The organism is Roseburia inulinivorans DSM 16841, from assembly GCF_000174195.1.
Lineage (GTDB): Bacteria > Bacillota > Clostridia > Lachnospirales > Lachnospiraceae > Roseburia > Roseburia inulinivorans.
On record NZ_ACFY01000097.1, the window covers coordinates 1 to 21,072 of the forward strand.

The 21,072-nt window shown below is 43.1% G+C and carries 18 protein-coding genes and 2 tRNA genes; 15 read left to right on the top strand and 5 right to left on the bottom strand.

From position 1 onward, the window contains the following. Positions 1-97: 97 nt before the first annotated feature. Both ROSEINA2194_RS11480 and ROSEINA2194_RS11485 read right to left on the bottom strand, forming a co-directional pair. On the bottom strand, positions 98-2,011 hold the full coding sequence (locus ROSEINA2194_RS11480; protein ID WP_007887057.1) for an ABC transporter ATP-binding protein: 1,914 nt from the start codon (positions 2,009-2,011) through the stop codon (positions 98-100). After that, the gene (locus ROSEINA2194_RS11485) at positions 2,011-3,759 is read right to left on the bottom strand and encodes an ABC transporter ATP-binding protein (RefSeq protein ID WP_007887058.1); all 1,749 of its coding nucleotides are present in this window, start codon (positions 3,757-3,759) and stop codon (positions 2,011-2,013) included. Before ROSEINA2194_RS11485 ends, ROSEINA2194_RS11480 begins: the two co-directional genes overlap by 1 nt. Positions 3,760-3,880: 121 nt before the next feature. Here ROSEINA2194_RS11485 and ROSEINA2194_RS11490 point away from each other — a divergent pair, with 121 nt between their 5' ends. The 5 genes from ROSEINA2194_RS11490 to fliB all read left to right on the top strand — a co-directional run bounded on the left by ROSEINA2194_RS11490 (position 3,881) and on the right by fliB (position 8,853). Next, positions 3,881-4,378, top strand: a complete 498-nt coding sequence (locus ROSEINA2194_RS11490; RefSeq protein ID WP_007887059.1) for a MarR family winged helix-turn-helix transcriptional regulator — start codon at positions 3,881-3,883, stop codon at positions 4,376-4,378. A gap of 276 nt (positions 4,379-4,654) precedes the next feature. Beyond that, complete coding sequence (gene nrdD, locus ROSEINA2194_RS11495; RefSeq protein WP_007887065.1) at positions 4,655-6,817, top strand: anaerobic ribonucleoside-triphosphate reductase; 2,163 nt, start codon at positions 4,655-4,657, stop codon at positions 6,815-6,817. A gap of 87 nt (positions 6,818-6,904) precedes the next feature. After that, on the top strand, positions 6,905-7,423 hold the full coding sequence (nrdG, locus tag ROSEINA2194_RS11500; RefSeq protein WP_007887066.1) for an anaerobic ribonucleoside-triphosphate reductase activating protein: 519 nt from the start codon (positions 6,905-6,907) through the stop codon (positions 7,421-7,423). A 76-nt stretch (positions 7,424-7,499) separates the two neighbouring features. Further along, positions 7,500-7,751, top strand: a complete 252-nt coding sequence (locus ROSEINA2194_RS11505) for a hypothetical protein (RefSeq protein WP_007887072.1) — start codon at positions 7,500-7,502, stop codon at positions 7,749-7,751. 10 nt (positions 7,752-7,761) lie between these two features. Beyond that, entirely contained in the window at positions 7,762-8,853 is a 1,092-nt protein-coding gene (gene fliB / locus ROSEINA2194_RS11510; protein ID WP_044927772.1) for a flagellin lysine-N-methylase, read from the top strand. Between the two features lie 60 nt (positions 8,854-8,913). Here the strand turns inward: fliB and ROSEINA2194_RS11515 are convergent, their stop codons facing one another. Next, entirely contained in the window at positions 8,914-9,042 is a 129-nt protein-coding gene (locus ROSEINA2194_RS11515) for a hypothetical protein (RefSeq protein WP_007887082.1), read from the bottom strand. 201 nt (positions 9,043-9,243) lie between these two features. On the opposite strand from ROSEINA2194_RS11515, the gene ROSEINA2194_RS11520 reads away from it, so the two are divergent. From ROSEINA2194_RS11520 to ROSEINA2194_RS11530, 4 genes are all read left to right on the top strand, one after another. After that, positions 9,244-9,996 carry a peptidoglycan recognition protein family protein gene (locus ROSEINA2194_RS11520; protein WP_007887086.1) on the top strand — a complete coding sequence of 251 codons (753 nt, stop codon included), beginning with the start codon at positions 9,244-9,246 and terminating at the stop codon, positions 9,994-9,996. Positions 9,997-10,079: 83 nt separating this feature from the next. Then, entirely contained in the window at positions 10,080-11,507 is a 1,428-nt protein-coding gene (locus ROSEINA2194_RS11525) for a methyltransferase (protein WP_007887088.1), read from the top strand. A gap of 84 nt (positions 11,508-11,591) precedes the next feature. Beyond that, positions 11,592-12,392, top strand: a complete 801-nt coding sequence (locus ROSEINA2194_RS22090; RefSeq protein WP_007887090.1) for a hypothetical protein — start codon at positions 11,592-11,594, stop codon at positions 12,390-12,392. Beyond that, complete coding sequence (locus ROSEINA2194_RS11530) at positions 12,389-14,242, top strand: sensor domain-containing protein (RefSeq protein ID WP_007887103.1); 1,854 nt, start codon at positions 12,389-12,391, stop codon at positions 14,240-14,242. Before ROSEINA2194_RS22090 ends, ROSEINA2194_RS11530 begins: the two co-directional genes overlap by 4 nt. Here the strand turns inward: ROSEINA2194_RS11530 and tsaA are convergent. After that, complete coding sequence (gene tsaA, locus ROSEINA2194_RS11535; protein WP_007887106.1) at positions 14,237-14,914, bottom strand: tRNA (N6-threonylcarbamoyladenosine(37)-N6)-methyltransferase TrmO; 678 nt, start codon at positions 14,912-14,914, stop codon at positions 14,237-14,239. The genes ROSEINA2194_RS11530 and tsaA overlap by 6 nt on opposite strands. Before the next feature lie 84 nt (positions 14,915-14,998). After that, a tRNA-Leu gene (locus ROSEINA2194_RS11540) sits at positions 14,999-15,082 on the bottom strand. A gap of 167 nt (positions 15,083-15,249) precedes the next feature. On the opposite strand from ROSEINA2194_RS11540, the gene ROSEINA2194_RS11545 reads away from it, so the two are divergent. From ROSEINA2194_RS11545 to ROSEINA2194_RS11570, 6 genes are all read left to right on the top strand, one after another. Further along, positions 15,250-15,334, top strand: a tRNA-Leu gene (locus ROSEINA2194_RS11545). A gap of 374 nt (positions 15,335-15,708) precedes the next feature. Then, on the top strand, positions 15,709-16,512 hold the full coding sequence (locus ROSEINA2194_RS11550; RefSeq protein WP_044927771.1) for a PD-(D/E)XK nuclease family transposase: 804 nt from the start codon (positions 15,709-15,711) through the stop codon (positions 16,510-16,512). A 226-nt stretch (positions 16,513-16,738) separates the two neighbouring features. Further along, entirely contained in the window at positions 16,739-17,443 is a 705-nt protein-coding gene (locus ROSEINA2194_RS11555) for a YoaK family protein (protein ID WP_007887111.1), read from the top strand. After that, positions 17,437-18,192 (top strand): tRNA threonylcarbamoyladenosine dehydratase, encoded by a 756-nt coding sequence (locus tag ROSEINA2194_RS11560; protein WP_007887113.1) that lies wholly within the window; start codon positions 17,437-17,439, stop codon positions 18,190-18,192. Before ROSEINA2194_RS11555 ends, ROSEINA2194_RS11560 begins: the two co-directional genes overlap by 7 nt. A gap of 104 nt (positions 18,193-18,296) precedes the next feature. Beyond that, entirely contained in the window at positions 18,297-19,172 is an 876-nt protein-coding gene (locus tag ROSEINA2194_RS11565; protein WP_007887115.1) for a DUF368 domain-containing protein, read from the top strand. A gap of 159 nt (positions 19,173-19,331) precedes the next feature. After that, on the top strand, positions 19,332-21,072 hold a 1,741-nt coding region (locus tag ROSEINA2194_RS11570; RefSeq protein ID WP_044927777.1), incomplete at its 3' end, for an ABC transporter ATP-binding protein.

Genomic DNA, 21,072 nt, shown 5'->3' on the forward strand with positions numbered 1-21,072 from the left:
TTCTGCCTTGTGAGAGGGCGCTTATATTTGCCCTTTCACAACCTATAAAAGCACCACAAAATCTGCAACATTACGTTACGGAACGCCGGTCAGATATTTATTCAGCCAAATTTCCGGTATAAAGCTGATAGTATTTTCCATGTTCTTCCATCAACTGCTCATGGCTGCCGCGTTCAATGATGCGCCCCTGCTCTAAGACCATGATACAGTCACTGTTGCGGACAGTGGAGAGACGGTGTGCGATGACAAAAGTCGTACGTCCGCGCATCAGTTTATCCATACCATCCTGTACGATCTTTTCCGTTCTGGTATCGATGGAGGAGGTTGCCTCATCGAGGATCAGGACAGGAGGATCGGCAATGGCGGCACGGGCGATCGCAAGCAGCTGGCGCTGTCCCTGGCTTAAGTTTGCGCCGTCTCCGGTCAGCAATGTGTTGTAGCCATCCGGAAGCTGATGGATGAAGGTGTCTGCATTTGCAAGTTTTGCAGCAGCGATGACTTCCTCGTCTGTCGCATCCAGTTTTCCGTAACGGATATTTTCCATAACAGTTGCGGTAAATAGATGGGTATCCTGCAATACGATCCCAAGGGAATGACGCAGGTCGTCTTTTTTAATTTTATTAATGTTAATGCCGTCGTAGCGTATCTTGCCATCCTGAATATCGTAGAACCGGTTGATCAGGTTTGTGATCGTTGTTTTTCCGGCACCGGTACTTCCAACGAAAGCGATCTTCTGTCCGGGAGTGGCAAAAAGGTCTACGTTGTGCAGAACCATTTTGTCAGGATTATATCCAAAATCGACATCATCAAATACCACATCACCCTTTAACTCAATGTAGTCGACAGAACCGTCTGCCTGATGCACATGCTTCCAAGCCCACATTCCGGTACGCTCGCTGCACTCTGTAATCTGGCCATTTTCCTTTTTCGCACGCACTAAAGTCACGTATCCATCGTCCGTTTCCGGTTTTTCATCCAGCAGATTGAAGATTCGCTCGGAACCTGCAAGCGCCATGACGATATTGTTGATCTGCATGCTTAACTGGTTGATCGGCTGGCTGAAGCTCTTATTGAATGTGAGGAAGCTTGCCAGTTTACCGAGGGTAAAACCGCCTATACCTTCCAGGGCGAGGATGCCGCCGACTAAGGCGACCAGAACATAACTTACATTTCCAAGCTGTGCATTGATCGGCATTAAGATATTACCAAATTTGTTTGCGTTATCAGCACTTTCAAATAACTGGTCATTCAGCTTGTTGAAGTCTGCAATACTTTCTTCCTCATGGGTAAAGACCTTTACTACCTTCTGGCCATTCATCATCTCTTCAATATAACCGTTGACCGTGGCGATATCACGCTGTTGGGCGATAAAGTACTTGGCACTGGCACCACCTACCACTTTGGTGGCATAGAGCATGACTCCAACCATAAAAAGTGTGATGATCGTCAGTGGAATGTTTAAAACGATCATGGCGCCAAGGACACTGACAATCGTAACCGCACTGTTTAAAACCTGCGGGATACTCTGACTGATCATCTGGCGCAGGGTATCAATATCGTTCGTATAGGTTGACATAATATCACCATGTGGGTGAGTGTCAAAGTAACGGATCGGGAGTCCTTCCATATGGATGAACATATCGTTTCTTAAGTTCCGGAGTGTTCCCTGTGTGACGTATACCATAATTTTGGACTGTGCAAAGGAAGCAAGCACACCACACGCATAGAAAATTGCAACGCGTCCGATCGCATGGGCGAGTTCCGTGAAATCAGGGGAGGCCTGTTTTGTTAATGGAATGATGTAATCGTCGATCAGTGTCTGCATGAATAAGGTACCCTGTACACTCGAAAAAACAGTGATAAACAGGCAGATCACGACAACGATACATGCAAAGCCATAGTTCTTAAAAATATAAGAGAGCAGGCGCAGCAGTAGTTTTCCCGGATTTGCAACATTTGGTCTTGGTCCGCGTGCATTGCCACGCATAGGTCCATGATTTTTTTCTGCCATTATTTTGCACCTCCTTCATCAAAATCACCGCTTCCCTGTGTCTGGGATTCATATACTTCGCGGTAAATCGCATTTGTTTCCATAAGTTCTTCATGGGAACCGAAGCCGTCCACAACGCCGTTGTTCAATACAATGATGCGGTCTGCATTCATGACAGAGGAGATCCGCTGCGCAATGATAAGTTTTGTCGTATTTGGGATTTCTTCGGCAAATGCTTTGCGGATTTTTGCATCGGTTGCCGTATCAACTGCACTGGTACTGTCGTCTAAAATTAAAATTTTCGGGTTCTTTAACAGTGCTCTTGCGATACACAGACGCTGTTTCTGTCCACCGGAGACATTGGAACCACCCTGTTCAATGTGCGTGTTATAGCCATCCGGAAAACGGTTGATAAATTCTGAAGCGCAGGCAAGGTCGCAGGCATGCCGGCATTGTTCATCGGTTGCATCCGGGTTTCCCCAGCGGAGATTGTCAAAGATCGAGCCGGAGAAAAGCACATTATTCTGTAATACAACGGACACTTCGTTACGCAGTGTGTCGAGGTCGTAGGAGCGGACATCTTTACCGCCAACGTAGACAGCACCTTCCGATACATCATACAGACGGCTGATCAGGTTGACTAAGGAAGATTTCGAACTTCCCGTTCCGCCGATGATACCGATGGTCTCGCCGGATGCGATGGAGAGATTGATATCGTCCAAAACAGGGGTATCAGAGGTTTTATTGTATCGGAATGTCACATGGTCAAAGCGGATGCTGCCGTCGGTTACTTCATGGTCCGGGTTTTCCGGGTTTGTGATATCACTCTTCTCATTTAATACTTCACAGATACGCTCAGCACTTGCGATACTCATGGTGATCATGACAAAAACCATGGAGAGCATCATGAGGCTCATCATAATGTTCATGCAGTAAGTGAGAAGACTCATCAATTCACCGGTGGTAAGAGAATTTACCACGATCATTTTGGCACCGATCCAGCTGATCAGGATGATGCAGGTATACACGGCAGCCATCATGACAGGATTATTAAATACGATAACGCCCTCTGCTTTGACAAACATTTTGTAAATATTTTCACTTGCTTTTTTGAAACGCTCCTTTTCAAAATCTTCACGGACGTAGGCTTTTACCACGCGGATCGCGGAGACATTTTCCTGGACAGATGCGTTTAAGTCATCATATTTTGGAAATACCTGGGTAAAATATTTATGAGCCCTGACTGTGATAAAAGCAAGTATGATACCAAGTAAGATCACGGCTGCGAGGTAGATACAGGCAAGTTTTGCATTGATAAAGAAAGCCATGATCATGGCACAGACCAGAGTGATCGGTGCGCGGACGCACATGCGCAGGATCATCTGATAAGCCATCTGAATGTTGGTGACATCTGTGGTCAGTCTTGTGACAAGTCCTGCGGTGCTGAATTTGTCAATATTGGAGAAAGAGAATGTCTGGATATTTTCATACATTGCCTTTCTTAAGTTGCGGGCAAAACCGGTAGAGGCTCTCGCACCGTATTTTCCCCCCATCACACCTGCAAAAAGAGAGACACAGGCAGTCACGATCATCAGACCGCCCATCACGTAGATATGATGGATATCGCCCTTTTCCACACCGTTATCGATAATGGATGCCATCATGAGAGGAATGACCGTCTCCATGAGAACTTCTAAGATCATGAAGACCGGAGTAAGAAAAGAGTCCTTTTTAAACTCTTTTATTTGTGCTCCAAGAGTTTTTAACATATTTTCACATCCTTTTCTAAATTATTGTTGATTTTTATTTGTTAGTGTGCTAACTATATATTTATACGGCATTCGTCTGTGAATGTCAACAATGAATTTTTGAAGGGGAAAAAGAAGGAAAATGAGACACGAAGACAGTGTAGGATATAAAATGAGGTTGATCCATAACCGCATTCATAAGCAGATGGAAGCGAAAAGGATCGAGAATGAGGGTGATATCACAGGAATGCAGCGGTGGACACTCGGTTACCTGAATGACCATGCGGATACGGAAATCTATCAGAAAGACATTGAACAGGAATTTAAAGTGTCCCGTGCAACGGCTTCTAACATGCTTCAGCTGATGGAGCGGAAAGGACTGATCGTGCGGGAGTCCGTAAGCTGCGATGCGAGATTAAAAAAGATTTCCCTGACAGAAAAAGCAAAAAATATGGTTGCAAAGTCGGATGCAGATATCCGGGAGATGGAGCAGCTCATCACAAAAGGCTTTCATAAGGAAGAAACAGAACAGCTAAAGCATTATCTCGACCGGATCATGGAAAATATCGGCGTGGCGGAAGACTGTTGTGGCAGAAAGTGTAAAAGTGGTGCAAGAGAGCAGAAAAACCACAATATATAGTGTTTTTCTTCTATCATAAAAAAGTGACGATTTATTTGATGTATTTTTGTACAGAATAGATAAAGGTAGCATGGATACTGGGTTTGCGTGGTGTCCGCTGCCTTTTTTGTTTACATAATGCTCCACATAATATAGTTATACATATTGACAAGAACACAATATGTTGTATATAATAAATCTCGGCAGCAATCGTTGGAACACTGCCCTGACAAATAATTTTTTACAATTGAAACTATAGTGAAAATTGTTTATTAGATAGGAGAGTAAAACAAAGATATGAAAATTATCAAACGAAGCGGAATGGAAGACAACTTTGACATTAAAAAGATCGAGGCAGCGATCCGCAAAGCAAATGAAAGTGTCATTGATTATGAAAAGCTGACAGAGGAGAAGATCCAGGAGATCCTTGCCAATGTGGAGAAGGCATGTGAGAATATGAAACGTTCTCCAAGTGTGGAAGAGATTCAGGATATGGTGGAAAACCAGATCATGAACCAGCGCGCATTCAATGTGGCACGTAATTATATCACTTATCGTTATAAGAGGGCTCTGGTCCGTAAATCCAACTCTACCGATGAACAGATCTTAAGTTTATTAGAGTGTAACAATGAGGAAGTAAAACAGGAGAATTCCAATAAGAACCCTACTGTCAACAGTGTACAACGTGACTATATGGCAGGAGAGGTGAGCAAGGATATTACCAGAAGATTCTTATTAGATGGAGATATCGTAGAAGCGCATGAGCAGGGAATCATTCATTTCCATGATGCAGATTATTTTGCACAGCATATGCATAACTGCTGTCTTGTAAATTTAGAGGACATGCTCCAGAACGGCACAGTGATCAGTGAGACGATGATCGACCGTCCAAAGAGCTTTTCTACTGCATGCAATATTGCAACACAGGCGATCGCACAGATTGCAAGTTCCCAGTATGGCGGACAGAGTATTTCACTCTCACATCTGGCACCATTTGTGGATGTGAGCCGTCAGAAGTTCCGCAAGACTGTCCGCGAGGAACTGACAGCTTCCGGTATCGAGCCGACAGAAGAAATGGTAAACAAGATCGCTGAGATGCGTGTCAAAGAGGAGATCAACCGTGGTGTTCAGATGATCCAGTATCAGGTGATCACGCTTATGACAACCAATGGACAGGCTCCATTTGTGACAGTATTTATGTATCTCGATGAAGTTCCGGAAGGACAGCTTCGTGATGACCTTGCAGCAGTGATCGAGGAAGTATTACATCAGAGAATCCAGGGCGTTAAGAATGAAAAAGGTGTATTTATCACACCGGCGTTCCCGAAACTCATCTATGTATTAGAGGAAGACAATATCCGAGAGGGAAGCAAATACTGGTATCTGACCAGACTTGCAGCAGAGTGTACTGCAAAGAGAATGGTACCGGATTATATCTCTGAGAAGATCATGAAAAAACTCAAACAGGGTAACTGTTATACCTGTATGGGATGCCGCTCTTTCTTAACCGTATATAAGGACGAAAATGATAAATTCAAATTCTATGGAAGATTCAATCAGGGTGTTGTTACCTTAAACCTTGTGGATGTGGCATGTTCTTCCGGAAGAGATATGAACAAGTTCTGGGAACTTATGGATGAGAGACTGGAACTCTGTCACAGAGCATTAATGGCAAGACATGAGAGATTAAAAGGAACTCCTTCAGATGTGGCACCGATCCTCTGGCAGAATGGTGCACTGGCACGTCTGAAAAAGGGCGAGACCATTGATAAATTATTATATGGTGGATACTCTACCATTTCCCTCGGATATGCAGGACTTTGTGAGTGTACGAGATATATGAAGGGAGTTTCCCACACAGATCCGGATGGCACACCATTTGCATTGGAAGTCATGCGTCATCTGAACGATGCATGTGCAAAATGGAAAGCGGAGCATAACATTGATTTCAGCCTGTATGGCACACCATTGGAGTCTACAACTTATAAATTTGCAAAGTGCTTACAGAAACGTTTTGGAATCATTCCGGGTGTTACAGATAAGAACTACATTACAAACAGCTATCACGTACATGTGACGGAGGAAATGAGCGCATTCGATAAGCTGAAATTCGAATCCCAGTTCCAGGAGCTTTCTCCGGGCGGAGCGATCAGTTATGTGGAAGTTCCGAACATGCAGAACAATCTGGATGCTGTTCTTTCGGTTATGCAGTACATTTATGATAATATCATGTACGCAGAGTTGAACACCAAGAGTGATTATTGTCAGGAATGTGGTTACTCCGGAGAGATTAAAATTGTGAATGACAAAGATGGAAAATTAGTCTGGGAGTGTCCGAATTGCGGAAACCGCGATCAGAATAAAATGTCTGTTGCAAGACGTACCTGCGGTTATATCGGAACACAGTTCTGGAATCAGGGAAGAACACAGGAGATCAAGGAGCGTGTCCTCCATCTGTAAAAGCAACAGTATAAAGTAATATAAAAATTCAGGCGGAGCGGGAATTTATCCCGCTTCGTTTCAACTTATCATAAAGGAAATCATACAATGAATTATGCGAATATAAAAACTTATTCGATCGAAAATGGAACAGGCGTAAGAGTGTCGCTGTTTGTATCCGGCTGTACCCATCATTGCAAGGGATGTTTCAATGAGGAAGCCTGGGATTTTTCTTATGGGAAACCATTTACAAAAGAGACGGAAGATGAGATCATCCACGATTTAGAGCCGGACTATATGGCAGGCATCACGCTGCTCGGTGGAGAGCCGATGGAACCTGTGAACCAGAGAGTGCTGGTAAATCTGTTAAAGCGCATCCGCAAAGAACTGCCGGATAAAACCGTCTGGATCTATACCGGATACCTCTATGAGGATCTTCTGCCGGGAGGAAGGGCAAACTGTGAAGTGACAGAGGAAATGTTATCTTACTGTGATATTCTGGTGGATGGACCATTTGTTCTGGAAAAGAAGAACATTTCATTAAAATTCCGTGGTTCCGAGAATCAGAGAATCATCCAGCTTTCAGCCACAAGGGATGCCGGTAAAGTGATTCTTGCGATGGAATAGCAAATTGTGATATGATGAACACTGGCAGAAAAATGAACAGAGAAATTCTGGTTTCAGAAATAAGGGGAGCAGAGAGATGAAAATTACGTGGAAGACATTTCTGGCGGTGTCTGCCTATTGGGCAGGCGTCTTTGGATGGTTTTATATAGGAGTCTGGCAGGTGTTGAAAAAACCGGTGCATTCCGTGATACTGGCACAGGTTGCAGGACATCTTTCGATAGGACTTTTGATCGGCGCACTCATACAGGGATTTTTGTATCTGTCCCTGGCAGGTGGTATCTGGTGTGTCGGTTATATGATCAGTGAATATTTCAAAGAAAGCAAATAAGGATAAACAGATGATTTTACGAGTACCTTCTTATTATAAAACATTTCAGTGCATTGCAGATAAATGTGAACACAGTTGCTGCATTGGCTGGGAGATTGATATTGATGAGGATTCCTATGATTATTACATGGGGATTGAGGGAGCGTTTGGAGAGCGCCTGAAAGAGCAGACGGTGACAGAAGATGAGGAACACAGCTTTGTATTACGGAAAAACGGCTGGTGCCCATTTTTAGATCAGAACAAATTATGCGATATTTACAGCGAACTTGGCGAGGAGGCTTTGTGTGAAGTCTGCACCGAGTATCCACGTTTTGTTGTGGAGTACGGCGATGTCAGGGAAAAATCTTTGAGTGTGTCCTGTGAAGAAGTAGGACGCATTATTTTTTCTGATGAGGGTAAAATGTCTTATGAAGATATCGAACTGCCGGATCTTGGAATTGAAGATGAATTTTACGAGGATGAGGAGGAAGAACCTTTCGAGGAAGATATGGAGGAGTTCTGTTCTCATTTAGAGGAGTACCGGACACAGGCGGTTGCCATTTTACAGAACCGGGAAAAGAGTATTGACGACAGGATCAGGGAGTATCTGAAATTCTGTGAAAAATTGCAGAATGTGGTGGAAAATCCAGAGGAAGAACTGTGGGAGCCGATGGAATATTTTCATGTCCGTATGGAGACGTTCGATGAACTTGAGAATGTCAACGAGGAATGGATGGAAGTAAAACAGCGGGTGCGTGATTTCTTTGAGACACATTCTTACACCGAGGCACTTGAGGAATATAAAAAGTCCGGCGATTACAATGAAATCTGGTATGAACATATTCTTGTTTATTTTACATATCGGTATTTTATGCGTGCATGGTATGACGGAAATGTTCTGGCAAAAGCACAGTTCGCAATTGTGGGATTTTTAGTGATCCGCGATATGGATATTGTACGATATTTTGCCAATGGAAAAAGTTTCAAGTTGGACGACCGGATTGCGAATGCAAGAATTTTTTCAAGGGAAGTGGAACATTCGGAGGAGACGTTAGAGATTCTGGAAGATGATATTTCTTTTGATGAAGCTTTTCATGTAAAGCATCTGCTTGGACAGATATAAAAAATAGCCGGGTGACAGAGTACCGGATAGCTTTGCGCTATCGTTCTGTTCAGCCGGCTATTAGTATCTGCCTGTAATGAAATGCAGGAAGGATACTGGTTTTTTACCTTCTGCTTTTGTCTCTGTAAGGTATTTCTCATAGTAAAGAATTACTTCACCGAAAGACATTGCTGGATCGATTGTATACATATGCTCGCCTCCTTATATTTGATTTCTTTTCTTGTTTTCGAGGCTAGTATAGTACTGGTTTTGGGAAAAGTCAACAAAAAAAGTGTGAATAATTTGTTAAGTATTCACAAAAATACAATTTTGGGGTAAAAAGTAAAAAGAAGGCAAAAACGAAGAAAAAAGAATACAAAAATGGGGTAAGGGAGAATACAAAAGAGTTTTATGCAGCGGAGTGACGAAGAGATTTACGAAGAGCAGGAGCGCAGAAGAATAAAGGCGCGGCGAGAGCGGAGAAGAAAGAGACGAAAGCAGCAGATCATTTTTCGGGCAGTGACGTTTACCGTTTTTTTTCTGGTATTGCTTCTTATTGTAATGCTGGTGCGCAAAGTGGCAGATAAATCAGCAGCAGAGGAGACAATGGTATCAGAGCCTGTCAAGTATGTCGAGAAATCTCCGGATTTTGCGGTAGAGCTGCTGACGGTCAATGAGTATTCCAGACCGGGAACAGAACTTGCGCAGGTAAATGGGATAGTCGTCCATTATACGGCAAATCCGGGAACGACAGCGGAACAGAACCGCAGTTATTTTGAAAGTCTGGCAGAGACAGGGGAGACGCATGCCAGCAGCCATTTTATCATTGGAATCAGTGGGGAAATCATTCAGTGCATTCCATGTAATGAGATCTCTTATGCATCCAATGACAGAAACAGCGATACCATTTCGGTAGAATGCTGTATTCCAGATGAGAGCGGAAAGTTTACAGATGAAACTTACCAGTCATTGGTCGAACTTGTGGCATGGCTTATGGGGCGGTATGAACTGACTGCGGACGACGTGATCCGACATTATGATGTGACAGGAAAAGATTGTCCGAAATATTTTGTCGAAAACAGTAATGCATGGTCGGATTTCAAGACGGACTTATTGACATATATCGATACCTACGGTATTGAAAAAACACAGGAAATAAATTAGAATAGCTTATGAACCGGACTTTTTTGTTGCAAAAAACAAAATAATGATGGAAACAATCGGATAAAGGGTTAATATAAGAAAATATGTTAGAAAATGAATTTCATAAATTAGAAGAAAAACAGGAAATCAGAACGACAATCAGTCAGATCAGAAAAGAGATCAAGAAGCAGGACAGTAAAAAAGCATTTTTGGAACTGCTCCAGGGAAAAGAGTCCATGATCGTTGATTTCTTATCAGAGGAAGATGCAAAGACAAGGAAAAATACAGCACTTCTGATTGGGGATTTAAAGCTTGAACAGGCAAAAGAAGCACTGATCGCAGCCTATCTGAATGAGACAACACTATATGTGAAAAGTGCTTATCTGACAGCTCTTGGAAAGCTTGATGTCAGGGAAAATCTTGAATTCTTTAAAAACCGTCTGCAGGAAGTAAAAAATCAGCAGGTGCCTGCTGAGGAACAAAAACATCAGGGCGAAGAGATCCGGGAGTTAAATGAGATCATACTGAAAACGGAAGGGGCAAAAAAACATCAGTTTACCGGTTTTCAGATGCCGCATGAGATGCTGCTTCTCACAAACCGGGAGCAGAGGGAGGTCACGTTTTCCGAAGTAAAGGAGATCGGGGCTTCGGTACAGAGAAAGGCAGAGCTGCATCCATTGGGAGTACTGGTTTTTTCGAAAGAAGTGACTCCATTTACAAAGCTTCGCACTTACCGGGAATTATTGTTTCCTATTCACACAAATGAAAGAATCCCTGCAATGCCGCACAGGGCGGCAGAATTATTATGGCATTCGGATCTCTATGCATTTCTGACGGAATGCCATGAGGGAGATGCACCATTTTTCTTCCGTCTGGAGGTAAAGAGTGCAGAGCCGAAAACAGAGTTTGTGAAAAAATTAGGTGCGTCACTGGAAAAAAAATCTGACTGGAAATTGGCAAATTCGACCACGGATTATGAGATTGAGATACGTCTGATCGAGGCGAAGGATGGAAGCTTTGTTCCATTTTTGAAATTATATTCCATGAAGATGAAGCGGTTTGCCTACCGGAAAAATGCGATTGCAATGTCCATCCATCCGGCAACGGCGGCGATGCTCATGTATCTGGCAAAACCATATCTGAAAGAAAATGCACAGATTTTAGATCCGTGCTGCGGTGTTGGAACAATGCTGATCGAGCGCGATATCTTAGTTCCGGCAAGGGAAAAATATGGAATTGACATTTTCGGTGATGCGATTGACATGGCAAGAGAGAATGCAGCACTTGCCGGAGAGAAGATCAACTTTATCCACCGGGATTATTTTGATTTTAAGCATGATTATAAGTTTGATGAGATCGTTACCAATATGCCGGTAAAAGGAAAGAAAGCAAAAGAGGATATGGATGCATTTTATGCCCGCTTTTTTGAAAAGTCTAAGAGTCTGCTGGCTGAGGATGGAATCATTATCATGTATTCCAATGAGGTAGGGTTTGTAAAAAACAACTGCGGCTGCAGCCGTGCTACAGGCTGATCCAGGAGTATACGATCCGGAAAAAGGATTCGTACTGTCTGTTTATTATAGGAATGAAATAACAATTTAAGGGGTAACAGGGATATGGCTTTTACAGCGGGCAAAAGCAAAGAAATTGAGGGAAAATCAAATGACTGGCTGTTAGATCAGTCTTTAATGCAGAGCATGCAGGACCGGTTCTGCCATGCTAACAATGTATACATGGTATGCCTGAATGCACAGAACGGGGTTGTGACAAAAGCATATGGAACAAAAGAGGAATTGGAATATGTGTACAGCAAAGCGGGCAGGGAGCGTCATGTTTCGCTTTTGGACAAAATGACCGGACACAGCATTGAGAGTGTGGTGGAGGAACCGTTAGATACAGATTCTATCAAAATGAGCGGTGTGGCGATCCACGTCAGCGGCGAGACAATCGCAGTCTGGATCGTGATCGGTATCATGGATAACAGTACGGAAGATATTCCGGATTATATGATGCGGACAAGTCCGGAGCGCTATTACAAATCGTTGGAGTTTTTAGAATCACTCTCAAAACAGATTTTTGCAGTAAAAATGGAGGAAGTGTTAGCACAGGAAGCTTTTAACAAAAGCAGGGAATCTGAGACACAGATGAAGGAACAGCTGCACAGAAATGAAGCAATGACTTCCATTTTAAAAATGCTTGAGTCAGAAAACAGTTTTACAAAAATTGTGGACGACATTTTAAAAGATGCCTGCGAGTATCTGGGGATTTCGGCAGGAGCACTGCTCCGGGAAAATCAGGAGCAGAAGACGGTGGATATGATCTGCGAGTATGCCGGCGGGGGACGTGAGCCGCAGATGGCAAAGGAGCAGGGAGTCCCGAAAGAAGAACTTCCGTTTTTAATGGAAAGCCGTATATGATCTCGTCGGATTCCATGATGCCGGAGGGATTTGCACGTCTGTTTGCACAGAAAAAACTGACAGCGGCTGTTTTTCTCCCGGTGGAGGTGAACGGACATGTGGGCATGTATCTCTGTTTTTGTGAAAGTGAGAAAAAGAAAAAATGGGAAAATGCGGATGTTAAATTTATCAATGACGTAAAACGTATTATCCAGACAATTTTAACCAAACGTATCACGAAAAATTCGCTTGCAAGTTCCTATGCATCTTTAGAGGCAATCCTTGAAAATGTGGGATGTGCGATTTATGTAAGAGATCCACAGACCGGACATATTCTGTATGCAAACGAGAAATATCAGAAATTCTTTAAAAAGACGTTGGAGGAACTTCCACTCAGCCCTGTCAGCTTACAGGATGCGACCGAGACAAAAAACGGTCTGTTCCGGGAAATTTATTCCGAGAAGGAAAACCGATGGTTTGACTGCTACAGCACCCATATCCAGTGGGTGGATGGAAGAAAAGTGACACTCTGTACAATTTATGATGTCACAGATAAAAAACTGTACCAGCAGAAAATCGAGAAACAGGCAAACAATGATTTCCTGACCGGCTTATACAACCGTATGCGCTGCGAGCAGGATCTGCAGCATTTTGTTGAAGATACACATGAATCCGGTGGAGAGGGAGCACTTTTATATATTGATCTGGACGACTTCAAACATATCAATGACGGATTGGGACATCAGTATGGCGATATCCTGCTGAAAAATATTTCTTCCGGATTGAAGCAGATCCCGGGAGTGAATGACAATTGTTACCGCATGGGTGGCGATGAATTTATTATACTGATCTCACATAAGGTATATCCTAATCTGCATAATATCATTGACCGGATCAAGGCAGAATTTGCAAGACCGTGGAGGTTAAAAGGAACGGAGTATTACTGCACCATGAGCATGGGAGTTGTACGTTTTCCAACCGATGGGGATACCGTGGAGGAACTGATCAAAAAAGCGGATATTGCGATGTATGATGCAAAATGTGCGGGAAAAAACCGTGTTGCCTATTATGATGAAAATGTGATCTCCACATCTTTCAAACGGCTGGATCTGGAGAAAAATATGCGCAATGCGACCAGAAATGCGTTTGATGAATTTGAAGTTTATTATCAGCCGATCACGGATATTTCAAAACCGGGAATGCCATGCTCCGGTGCAGAAGCACTGATCCGCTGGAATTCGAGGGAACTTGGCGTGATCTCCCCGACAGAGTTTATCCCACTGGCTGAGTATTTAGGGTTGATCAATCCGATCGGAAGCTTCATCTTAAGGGAGGCCTGCATGCGCTGCAAATACTGGAATGATATGGGGCATCCGGATTATAAGGTCAATGTCAATCTGTCTGTTGTACAGCTATTGCAGAATGATATTGTGGAGCAGATTGCTGAGGTCATCAGCGAGACAGGGATCGATCCAAAGAATCTGACACTGGAAGTGACCGAAAGTCTGGCGATCAACGATATGAACCGCATGAAAAAGATTCTTGCGGATATCAAAAAACTTGGTGTGCGTGTGGCTTTAGATGATTTCGGAACAGGATACTCTTCCCTGAACCATATCCGGGAAATGCCGATCGATGTGATCAAGATCGACCGGTGCTTTATTATTGATATCGGAAAGGATGATTTTTCCAATGCTTTTGTTAAAATGGTGGCGGAATTGGCATCCGCCATTGATGTCAATGTCTGTGTAGAGGGAGTGGAGACGAAAGAGCAGCTGGATATTCTTATGGGAAGCAAGATCCAGCTGATCCAGGGCTTTTATTTTGGAAGACCGATGACGGCGAGAGAATTTGAGGAGAAGTATTTATAATCCTGTAACCTCTGATACGGTGAGCACGTTGTCGTGTACCTGAAAGCGGATGTTGTAATTTCCATAGGTGAGTCCCCAGATGCGGCTGTTGTCGTGGATGAACCGGTCTCTTGGATCCTGGGATAAAAGCTCTGACAACAGTTTCCGGTCAGCTTCCGGGATCTTTTGCAGCAGATGGTCTGGAAAAACAACTTCTAACTGTTCACTGCTTACGGATAAAGCAAAACCGCCTGTGGCTTCCGGGTGGCTGTCGATATGCGGCAGATAAGGCTTGATGTCGTAAATGGGAGTGCCATCTAACATATCAATACCGGATACTGTGATAATGGGACCGAACTTTTCGTCCATTGTGACAGATTCCAGTTTTACGGAAGATAAACCAATCGGGTTAGGACGGAAAGGGGAGCGTGTTGCAAAAATACCCATACGCACTTTTCCACCGAGCCGCGGCGGTCTGACGGTGGCAGACCAGTGATCTTTTTTTGCTTTGGAAAATCCCCATACAAGCCAGAGGTGGGAGAAGTCAGTAAGCCCCCGGATGGCATCTGCATTTCTGTATTCCGGGGAAAAAATAATCGTTCCCTGCAATCCCCCGACAAGTCCGCTCTGTCTTGGAATCCCAAACTTTTCCGGAAAATCCGTATGAATGACAGCAATTTCTTTTAATTCCATAATAAGAAGCTTCCTCTATTTCATGATGATCATATAGTTCATTTAGATAACAAAAAAGCCTTGATACAATCAAGGCTTTCTCTATGCAGAAGATGGGACTTGAACCCACACGATATTGCTACCACAGGCACCTGAAGCCTGCGCGTCTGCCAATTCCGCCACTTCTGCGAACAAACACTATTATATCGGGGTTTATAGAATAAGTCAAGACTTTTTTTGAAAAAAATTGTTTTAATTGTATGAAAAACTTTTTACAATTTTTTTGAAAAAAAGTGGTTGACTTTTTTGTTTTTCTTTGCTATTATTAGGAAGTCGTCACGAGAGATGACTGACATGCGGAAGTGTCGGAACTGGCAGACGAGCAAGACTAAGGATCTTGTGCTCATTGCGAGCGTGTGGGTTCAAGTCCCATCTTCCGCATTAGACCTTGTAGGTATCAGTACTTACAAGGTTTTTGTTTCTATAAAGTCAAATATCTCATACAAAATTCAAACAACTCGTTAGATTCATCCACTAAGGAGAAAAAGTCAATATATTCTTGACTTTCCCCACCCAGCCCCTTACAATAAACCTATCTTTTTTATCAAATCAAAGTTACAAAACATGCTAACGTAACAAAAAAAATTCATCACCATATCGGTGGACCATTCAGCAGGAGAAAATGACAGGTACAGATATAGGACGGTAACCAAAAAACCATGCAAACAGTCTTGAAGAATCTTGAGGGGTTCTATATAATAAACATAGATCATTCGGAAAGCCTGTTTGTATATCAAGAAAAAACAGGAGATAAAATGACATTAGAGGAAAAGAAAGAACAGGTCAAAAATTTCAGACCTATCGATGATACGTTTTTTGAAGTACTGGCAGATGATATTGGCGTATGTCAGGAGATGCTACGTATCATTTTAGAAGATGAGAAACTTATCGTAAAAGACGTTATCGTACAGAGCAGTGAAAGAAACCTGTATGGGCGATCCGTCCGTCTGGATGCACTCTGTATTCTTGGAAATAGAAAAAAGTGTAACGTGGAAGTGCAGCGTTCTAACAAGGATCACCATTTAAAAAGAGTGCGGTTCAATGCATCGGTCATCACGGTGCGGGATTCGCAGACGGATGATAAATTTGAGGAGACGATCGATCTGATCGTTGTGTATATTTCCGAGTTCGATATCTTTAAACGTGGCAGGGTGATCTATCACGTGGACAGCGTGATTCGGGAAACACAGGAAAAAGTAGATGACGGATTAGAGCGTGTGTTTGTCAATACCGCAGTAAAAGACGGAACAACTATCTCAGAATACATGGACTGTTTTCTACAAAAGGAAGTAGACAATGCCAAATTTCCGAAATTAACCAACCGTGTGCACTATCTGAAACATGAAGAGGGAGGCGTAAATGCAATGTGTGAAGTAATGGAACAATATTCAAAAAAAGCGTATAAGCAGGGTGAAGAGGCCGGTCAACGCCAGGCAAACATTGCCGCCATCAAAAACATGATCATCCGCTTTCAGGCAACGAAGAAAGTCATTCTGGAAGATTACACCGAGTCCGAATACAACACCGCCATCGCTGAACTCCAGTCTGAATCCAGATAACACAAGACAAAAACCACCCATCACAGAGCCAGCCCGTCAGGAGCTGGCTCTTTCCACATCATAAAAGACCATTCCACATAACCTGCTGTGGAGAAAACAAGGAAAAAAGTTATGCGGACGGAATAAAAATGATATTTTTTGTCGGAAAAGAATATTTTTTATCAAATAGTTTTTACATTTGCCGGAAAAAGCGTTATAATACGACACGATAAAAAAATGTGAGGTGATGAAAGTGCTTTTTGAAAAAGCAAAAGCGAAAAATGCAAGAGTTCAGATGTCGGAGGCTTTTATTACGAGTGTATTTTTGGCACTTTCCGGCGGATTTCAGGATGCATATACTTATTTTACAAGGGATGAAGTATTTTCGAATGCACAGACGGGAAACGTGGTACTGATGAGCCAGCATTTTATGCTGGGTGAATGGCAGAGAGGGCTGCATTATCTGATACCGCTGCTCGCATTTGCCGGAGGCGTTTTCTTTGCAGACTGTGTACAGGGAAAGTTTAAATATGCCAACCGTCTTCATTGGAGGCAGGGAATATTATTGTTGGAGATCCTGATTTTATTTGGTGTCGGATTTATTCCGCAGGATTATAATATGCTTGCGACAACATTAGTGTCGTTCTCCTGTGCGATGCAGGTGCAGTCATTCCGCAAAGTTGGCGGATATTCTTATGCGAGTACGATGTGTATCGGAAACTTAAGAAGCGGCACGGCAGCGTTGTCAGCATACATGAGGGACAGACGCCCGGAGCAGATCCGGCAGGCGATGTATTATTTCGGGATTATCCTGTTTTTTGCAGTGGGAGCAGGAATCGGTGGAAATCTGTCTATGCGGCTTGGATTTAAGGCAATCTGGTTTTCAAGTGCTGTTCTGGCAGTCAGCTTTTTGTTAATGTTTATAGAAGAAAAGGAAAAATCATTATGTTAAACCAGTTTTCAAGAACGGAGTTATTATTGGGAAAAGAGGCGATGGAGAAACTCGGACATTCCAGAGTGGCTGTCTTTGGTGTCGGCGGCGTCGGAGGCTATGTCTGCGAAGCACTTGTGCGGAGTGGTGTGGGAGCGTTTGATCTGATCGATGATGACAAGGTATGCCTGACAAACTTAAACCGCCAGATCATTGCGACAAGAAAGACGGTAGGAAAGTATAAGGCAGAGGTGATGCGTGACCGCATCCTGGAAATCAATCCGGAAGCAGATGTACGGATCCATAAGTGCTTTTTCCTGCCGGAGAATGCGGATGATTTTCCGTTTGGCGAATATGATTATATTGTGGATGCGGTGGATACCGTAACTGCAAAAATCGAGCTTGTCATGAAGGCGAAGGAAAAGGATATCCCGATCATCAGCAGCATGGGGGCGGGAAATAAGCTTGACGGAAGCCAGTTTAAGGTGGCAGATATTTATAAGACAAAAGTCTGCCCGCTTGCAAAAGTAATGCGCCGCGAACTGAAAAAGCGCGGAGTGAAGAAGTTAAAAGTAGTTTATTCCGAAGAGACTCCAACAAGACCAATCGAGGATATGGCCATCAGCTGCAGGACAAACTGTATCTGTCCGCCGGGAGCAGAGCACAAGTGTACAGAGCGGCGTGACATACCGGGAAGTGTGGCATTTGTTCCTTCCGTGGCAGGGCTGATCATTGCCGGGGAAGTGGTAAAAGATCTGATACGGAAATAAGGTGTATCACACCAGCTGGATAAATATATAGACAAATAGAACCTATATAAGTTATAATGTTGTGCAGTGCTGTAAAACAATAAAATGAAAAACGAGGGAAAGATATGTTTATAATTCAGTTTATCAGAGGTTTCTGTATGGCATTAGCAGACAGTGTTCCGGGTGTATCCGGAGGCACAATTGCATTTTTACTTGGATTTTATGATAAGTTTATCGATTCAATTGATGATCTGCTGACCGGAACAAAAGAGGAGAGAAAAGACGCATTTGTTTTCCTGATCAAACTTGGAATAGGATGGATCAGTGGATTTGTGATCGCAGTACTGATCCTGACAAGTGTATTTGAATCACATATTTATTATATAAGCTCCCTGTTTATCGGATTTATTATTTTTGCGATCCCGATCGTGATAAAAGAGGAGAAAAAATGTCTTGGAACCAATAAAAAGGCGATACCGTTTGTACTGCTTGGAATTGCGGTTGTATGTGCCATCACATATTTTAATCCGGTTTCCGGTGGAAATGACGGAGTGAATCTGGATCATCTGACACCGGGGCTTGCGGTGTTTGTGTTTTTTGCAGGAGTGATCGCTATTTCAGCCATGGTGCTTCCCGGAATTTCCGGGTCCACCCTGCTTTTGATCTTTGGATTATATCTTCCAGTTATCACTGCAATCAAGGATATGCTGCATTTGGATTTCTCGAGCTTCTGGACGGTATTGATTTTTGGGTGCGGTGTTTTAGTCGGCATTTTCAGTGTAGTAAAGCTGATCCGCAGGGCATTGGAAAAGTACAGGGCACAGACGATTTATCTGATCATCGGACTGATGCTCGGCTCCATCTTCGCTGTTGTTATGGGACCGACTACTCTGGATACTCCGCAGCCGGCTATGGGAATCCATGATTTTAGTATTCTTTTCTTTTTGATTGGCGGTGCAGTTATTTTAGGACTGCAGAAGATGAAGGATATTAAACAATAATCGGAGTAGAAGACGATGGTTTGAAAAAGACGCACAGGATAGTGCGGATAAGCATTAGATAAAACAGCATAATAGGGACAGAAGGAAACCGGCGCAAGTATTTGTGCCGGTTTCTGTATTGTCTTAAGAACGAAAGGAATTTTAATGGGAGAACAGGAAATGGGAAAGTTATTGGTGTACCTGAAAGATTATAAAAAAGAAAGCGTGTTAGGACCGCTTTTTAAATTGCTCGAAGCGTCTTTTGAGCTGATCGTGCCTCTTGTTATGGCGGCGATCATCGATCATGGAGTAGCAGACGGAGATAAACCATACATTATGAAAATGTGTCTGGTACTTGTGCTGCTTGCAGTGATCGGATTGACGTGTTCTATCACAGCCCAGTATTTTGCAGCAAAGGCAGCGGTCGGTTTTTCCACAGGACTGCGCCACGCACTTTTTGAGCATATTCAGAAACTATCATTTTCGGAGATGGATACTGTGGGAACATCCACACTGATCACGAGAATGACAAGTGATATCAACCAGACGCAGAATGGTGTAAACCTTGTATTACGTTTGTTTTTGCGCTCGCCGTTTATCGTGTTCGGTGCAATGATCATGGCATTCACGATTGATGTGAAAGCAGCACTTGTCTTTGTTGTAACGATTCCACTGTTATCGATTGTGGTATTCGGAATTATGCTCGTGAGTATTCCATTGTATAAAAAAGTACAGTCTGCACTGGACAAGGTGCTTGGGATCACAAGAGAGAATCTGACCGGAAGCAGAGTAATCCGTGCATTTAATAAAGAGAATGATGAGATCACAAACTTTAATGAGAGCAATGATGCACTGACGAAGATCCAGCTTTATGTAGGTAAAATTTCAGCACTGATGAATCCACTTACTTATGTAATCATAAATGGTGCGGTTGTTGTTTTAGTATGGACAGGAGCAATCCGTGTTAACAGTGGATATATCACACAGGGTGAAGTGGTAGCGCTGGTAAATTATATGTCCCAGATTTTAGTAGAACTTATAAAACTTGCTAACCTTATTATTAATATTAATAAATCTATTGCGTGTGGAAACCGCATTCAGGCGATTTTTGAATTACAGCCATCCATCACAGATAACGCGATGACTCCAGTGGCAGAGAAAAAAGCAGAGCACAGTGGAGAGGTGCCGGAAGTGGTATTCTCCCATGTGGGGTTAACTTATGCCGGAGCTGGTGAGGAATCCCTGACAGACATTGATTTTACCGTGAAAAAGGGAGAGACGATCGGTATCATCGGTGGTACTGGTTCCGGAAAATCGTCGGTAGTCAATCTGATACCGCGTTTTTATGATGCGACAAAGGGAAGCGTGCAGATTGAGGGAAAAGATGTGCGTGAGTATTCGCTGGAAGAACTTCGTGAAAAAATCGGTATGGTACTTCAGAAAGCAGTTTTGTTCAAGGGAACGATCCGCGAAAATATGTTATGGGGAAATGAGAACGCAACGGATGAGGACATCATGCAGGCGTTAGAAGTTGCCCAGGCAAAAGAGTTTGTAGATAAAAAAGAAGGCGGACTTGATTTTGAAATCGAGCAGGGCGGTAAGAATCTTTCCGGAGGACAGAGACAGCGAATGACGATTGCCCGCGCGGTTGTGAAAAAACCGGATATTCTGATTTTAGATGACAGTGCTTCTGCACTGGATTTTGCGACAGATGCAAAACTTCGTATGGCAATCCGCGATATGGAGAACAAAGCAACCGTATTTATCGTATCGCAGAGAGCAGCATCCATTATGTATGCAGACAAGATTATTGTGTTAGATGATGGACAGATCGTTGGAATGGGAACCCATGAGGAACTCTTAAAACAGTGCGAAGTATATCAGGAAATTTATTATTCCCAGTTTAAAAAGACCGAAGATG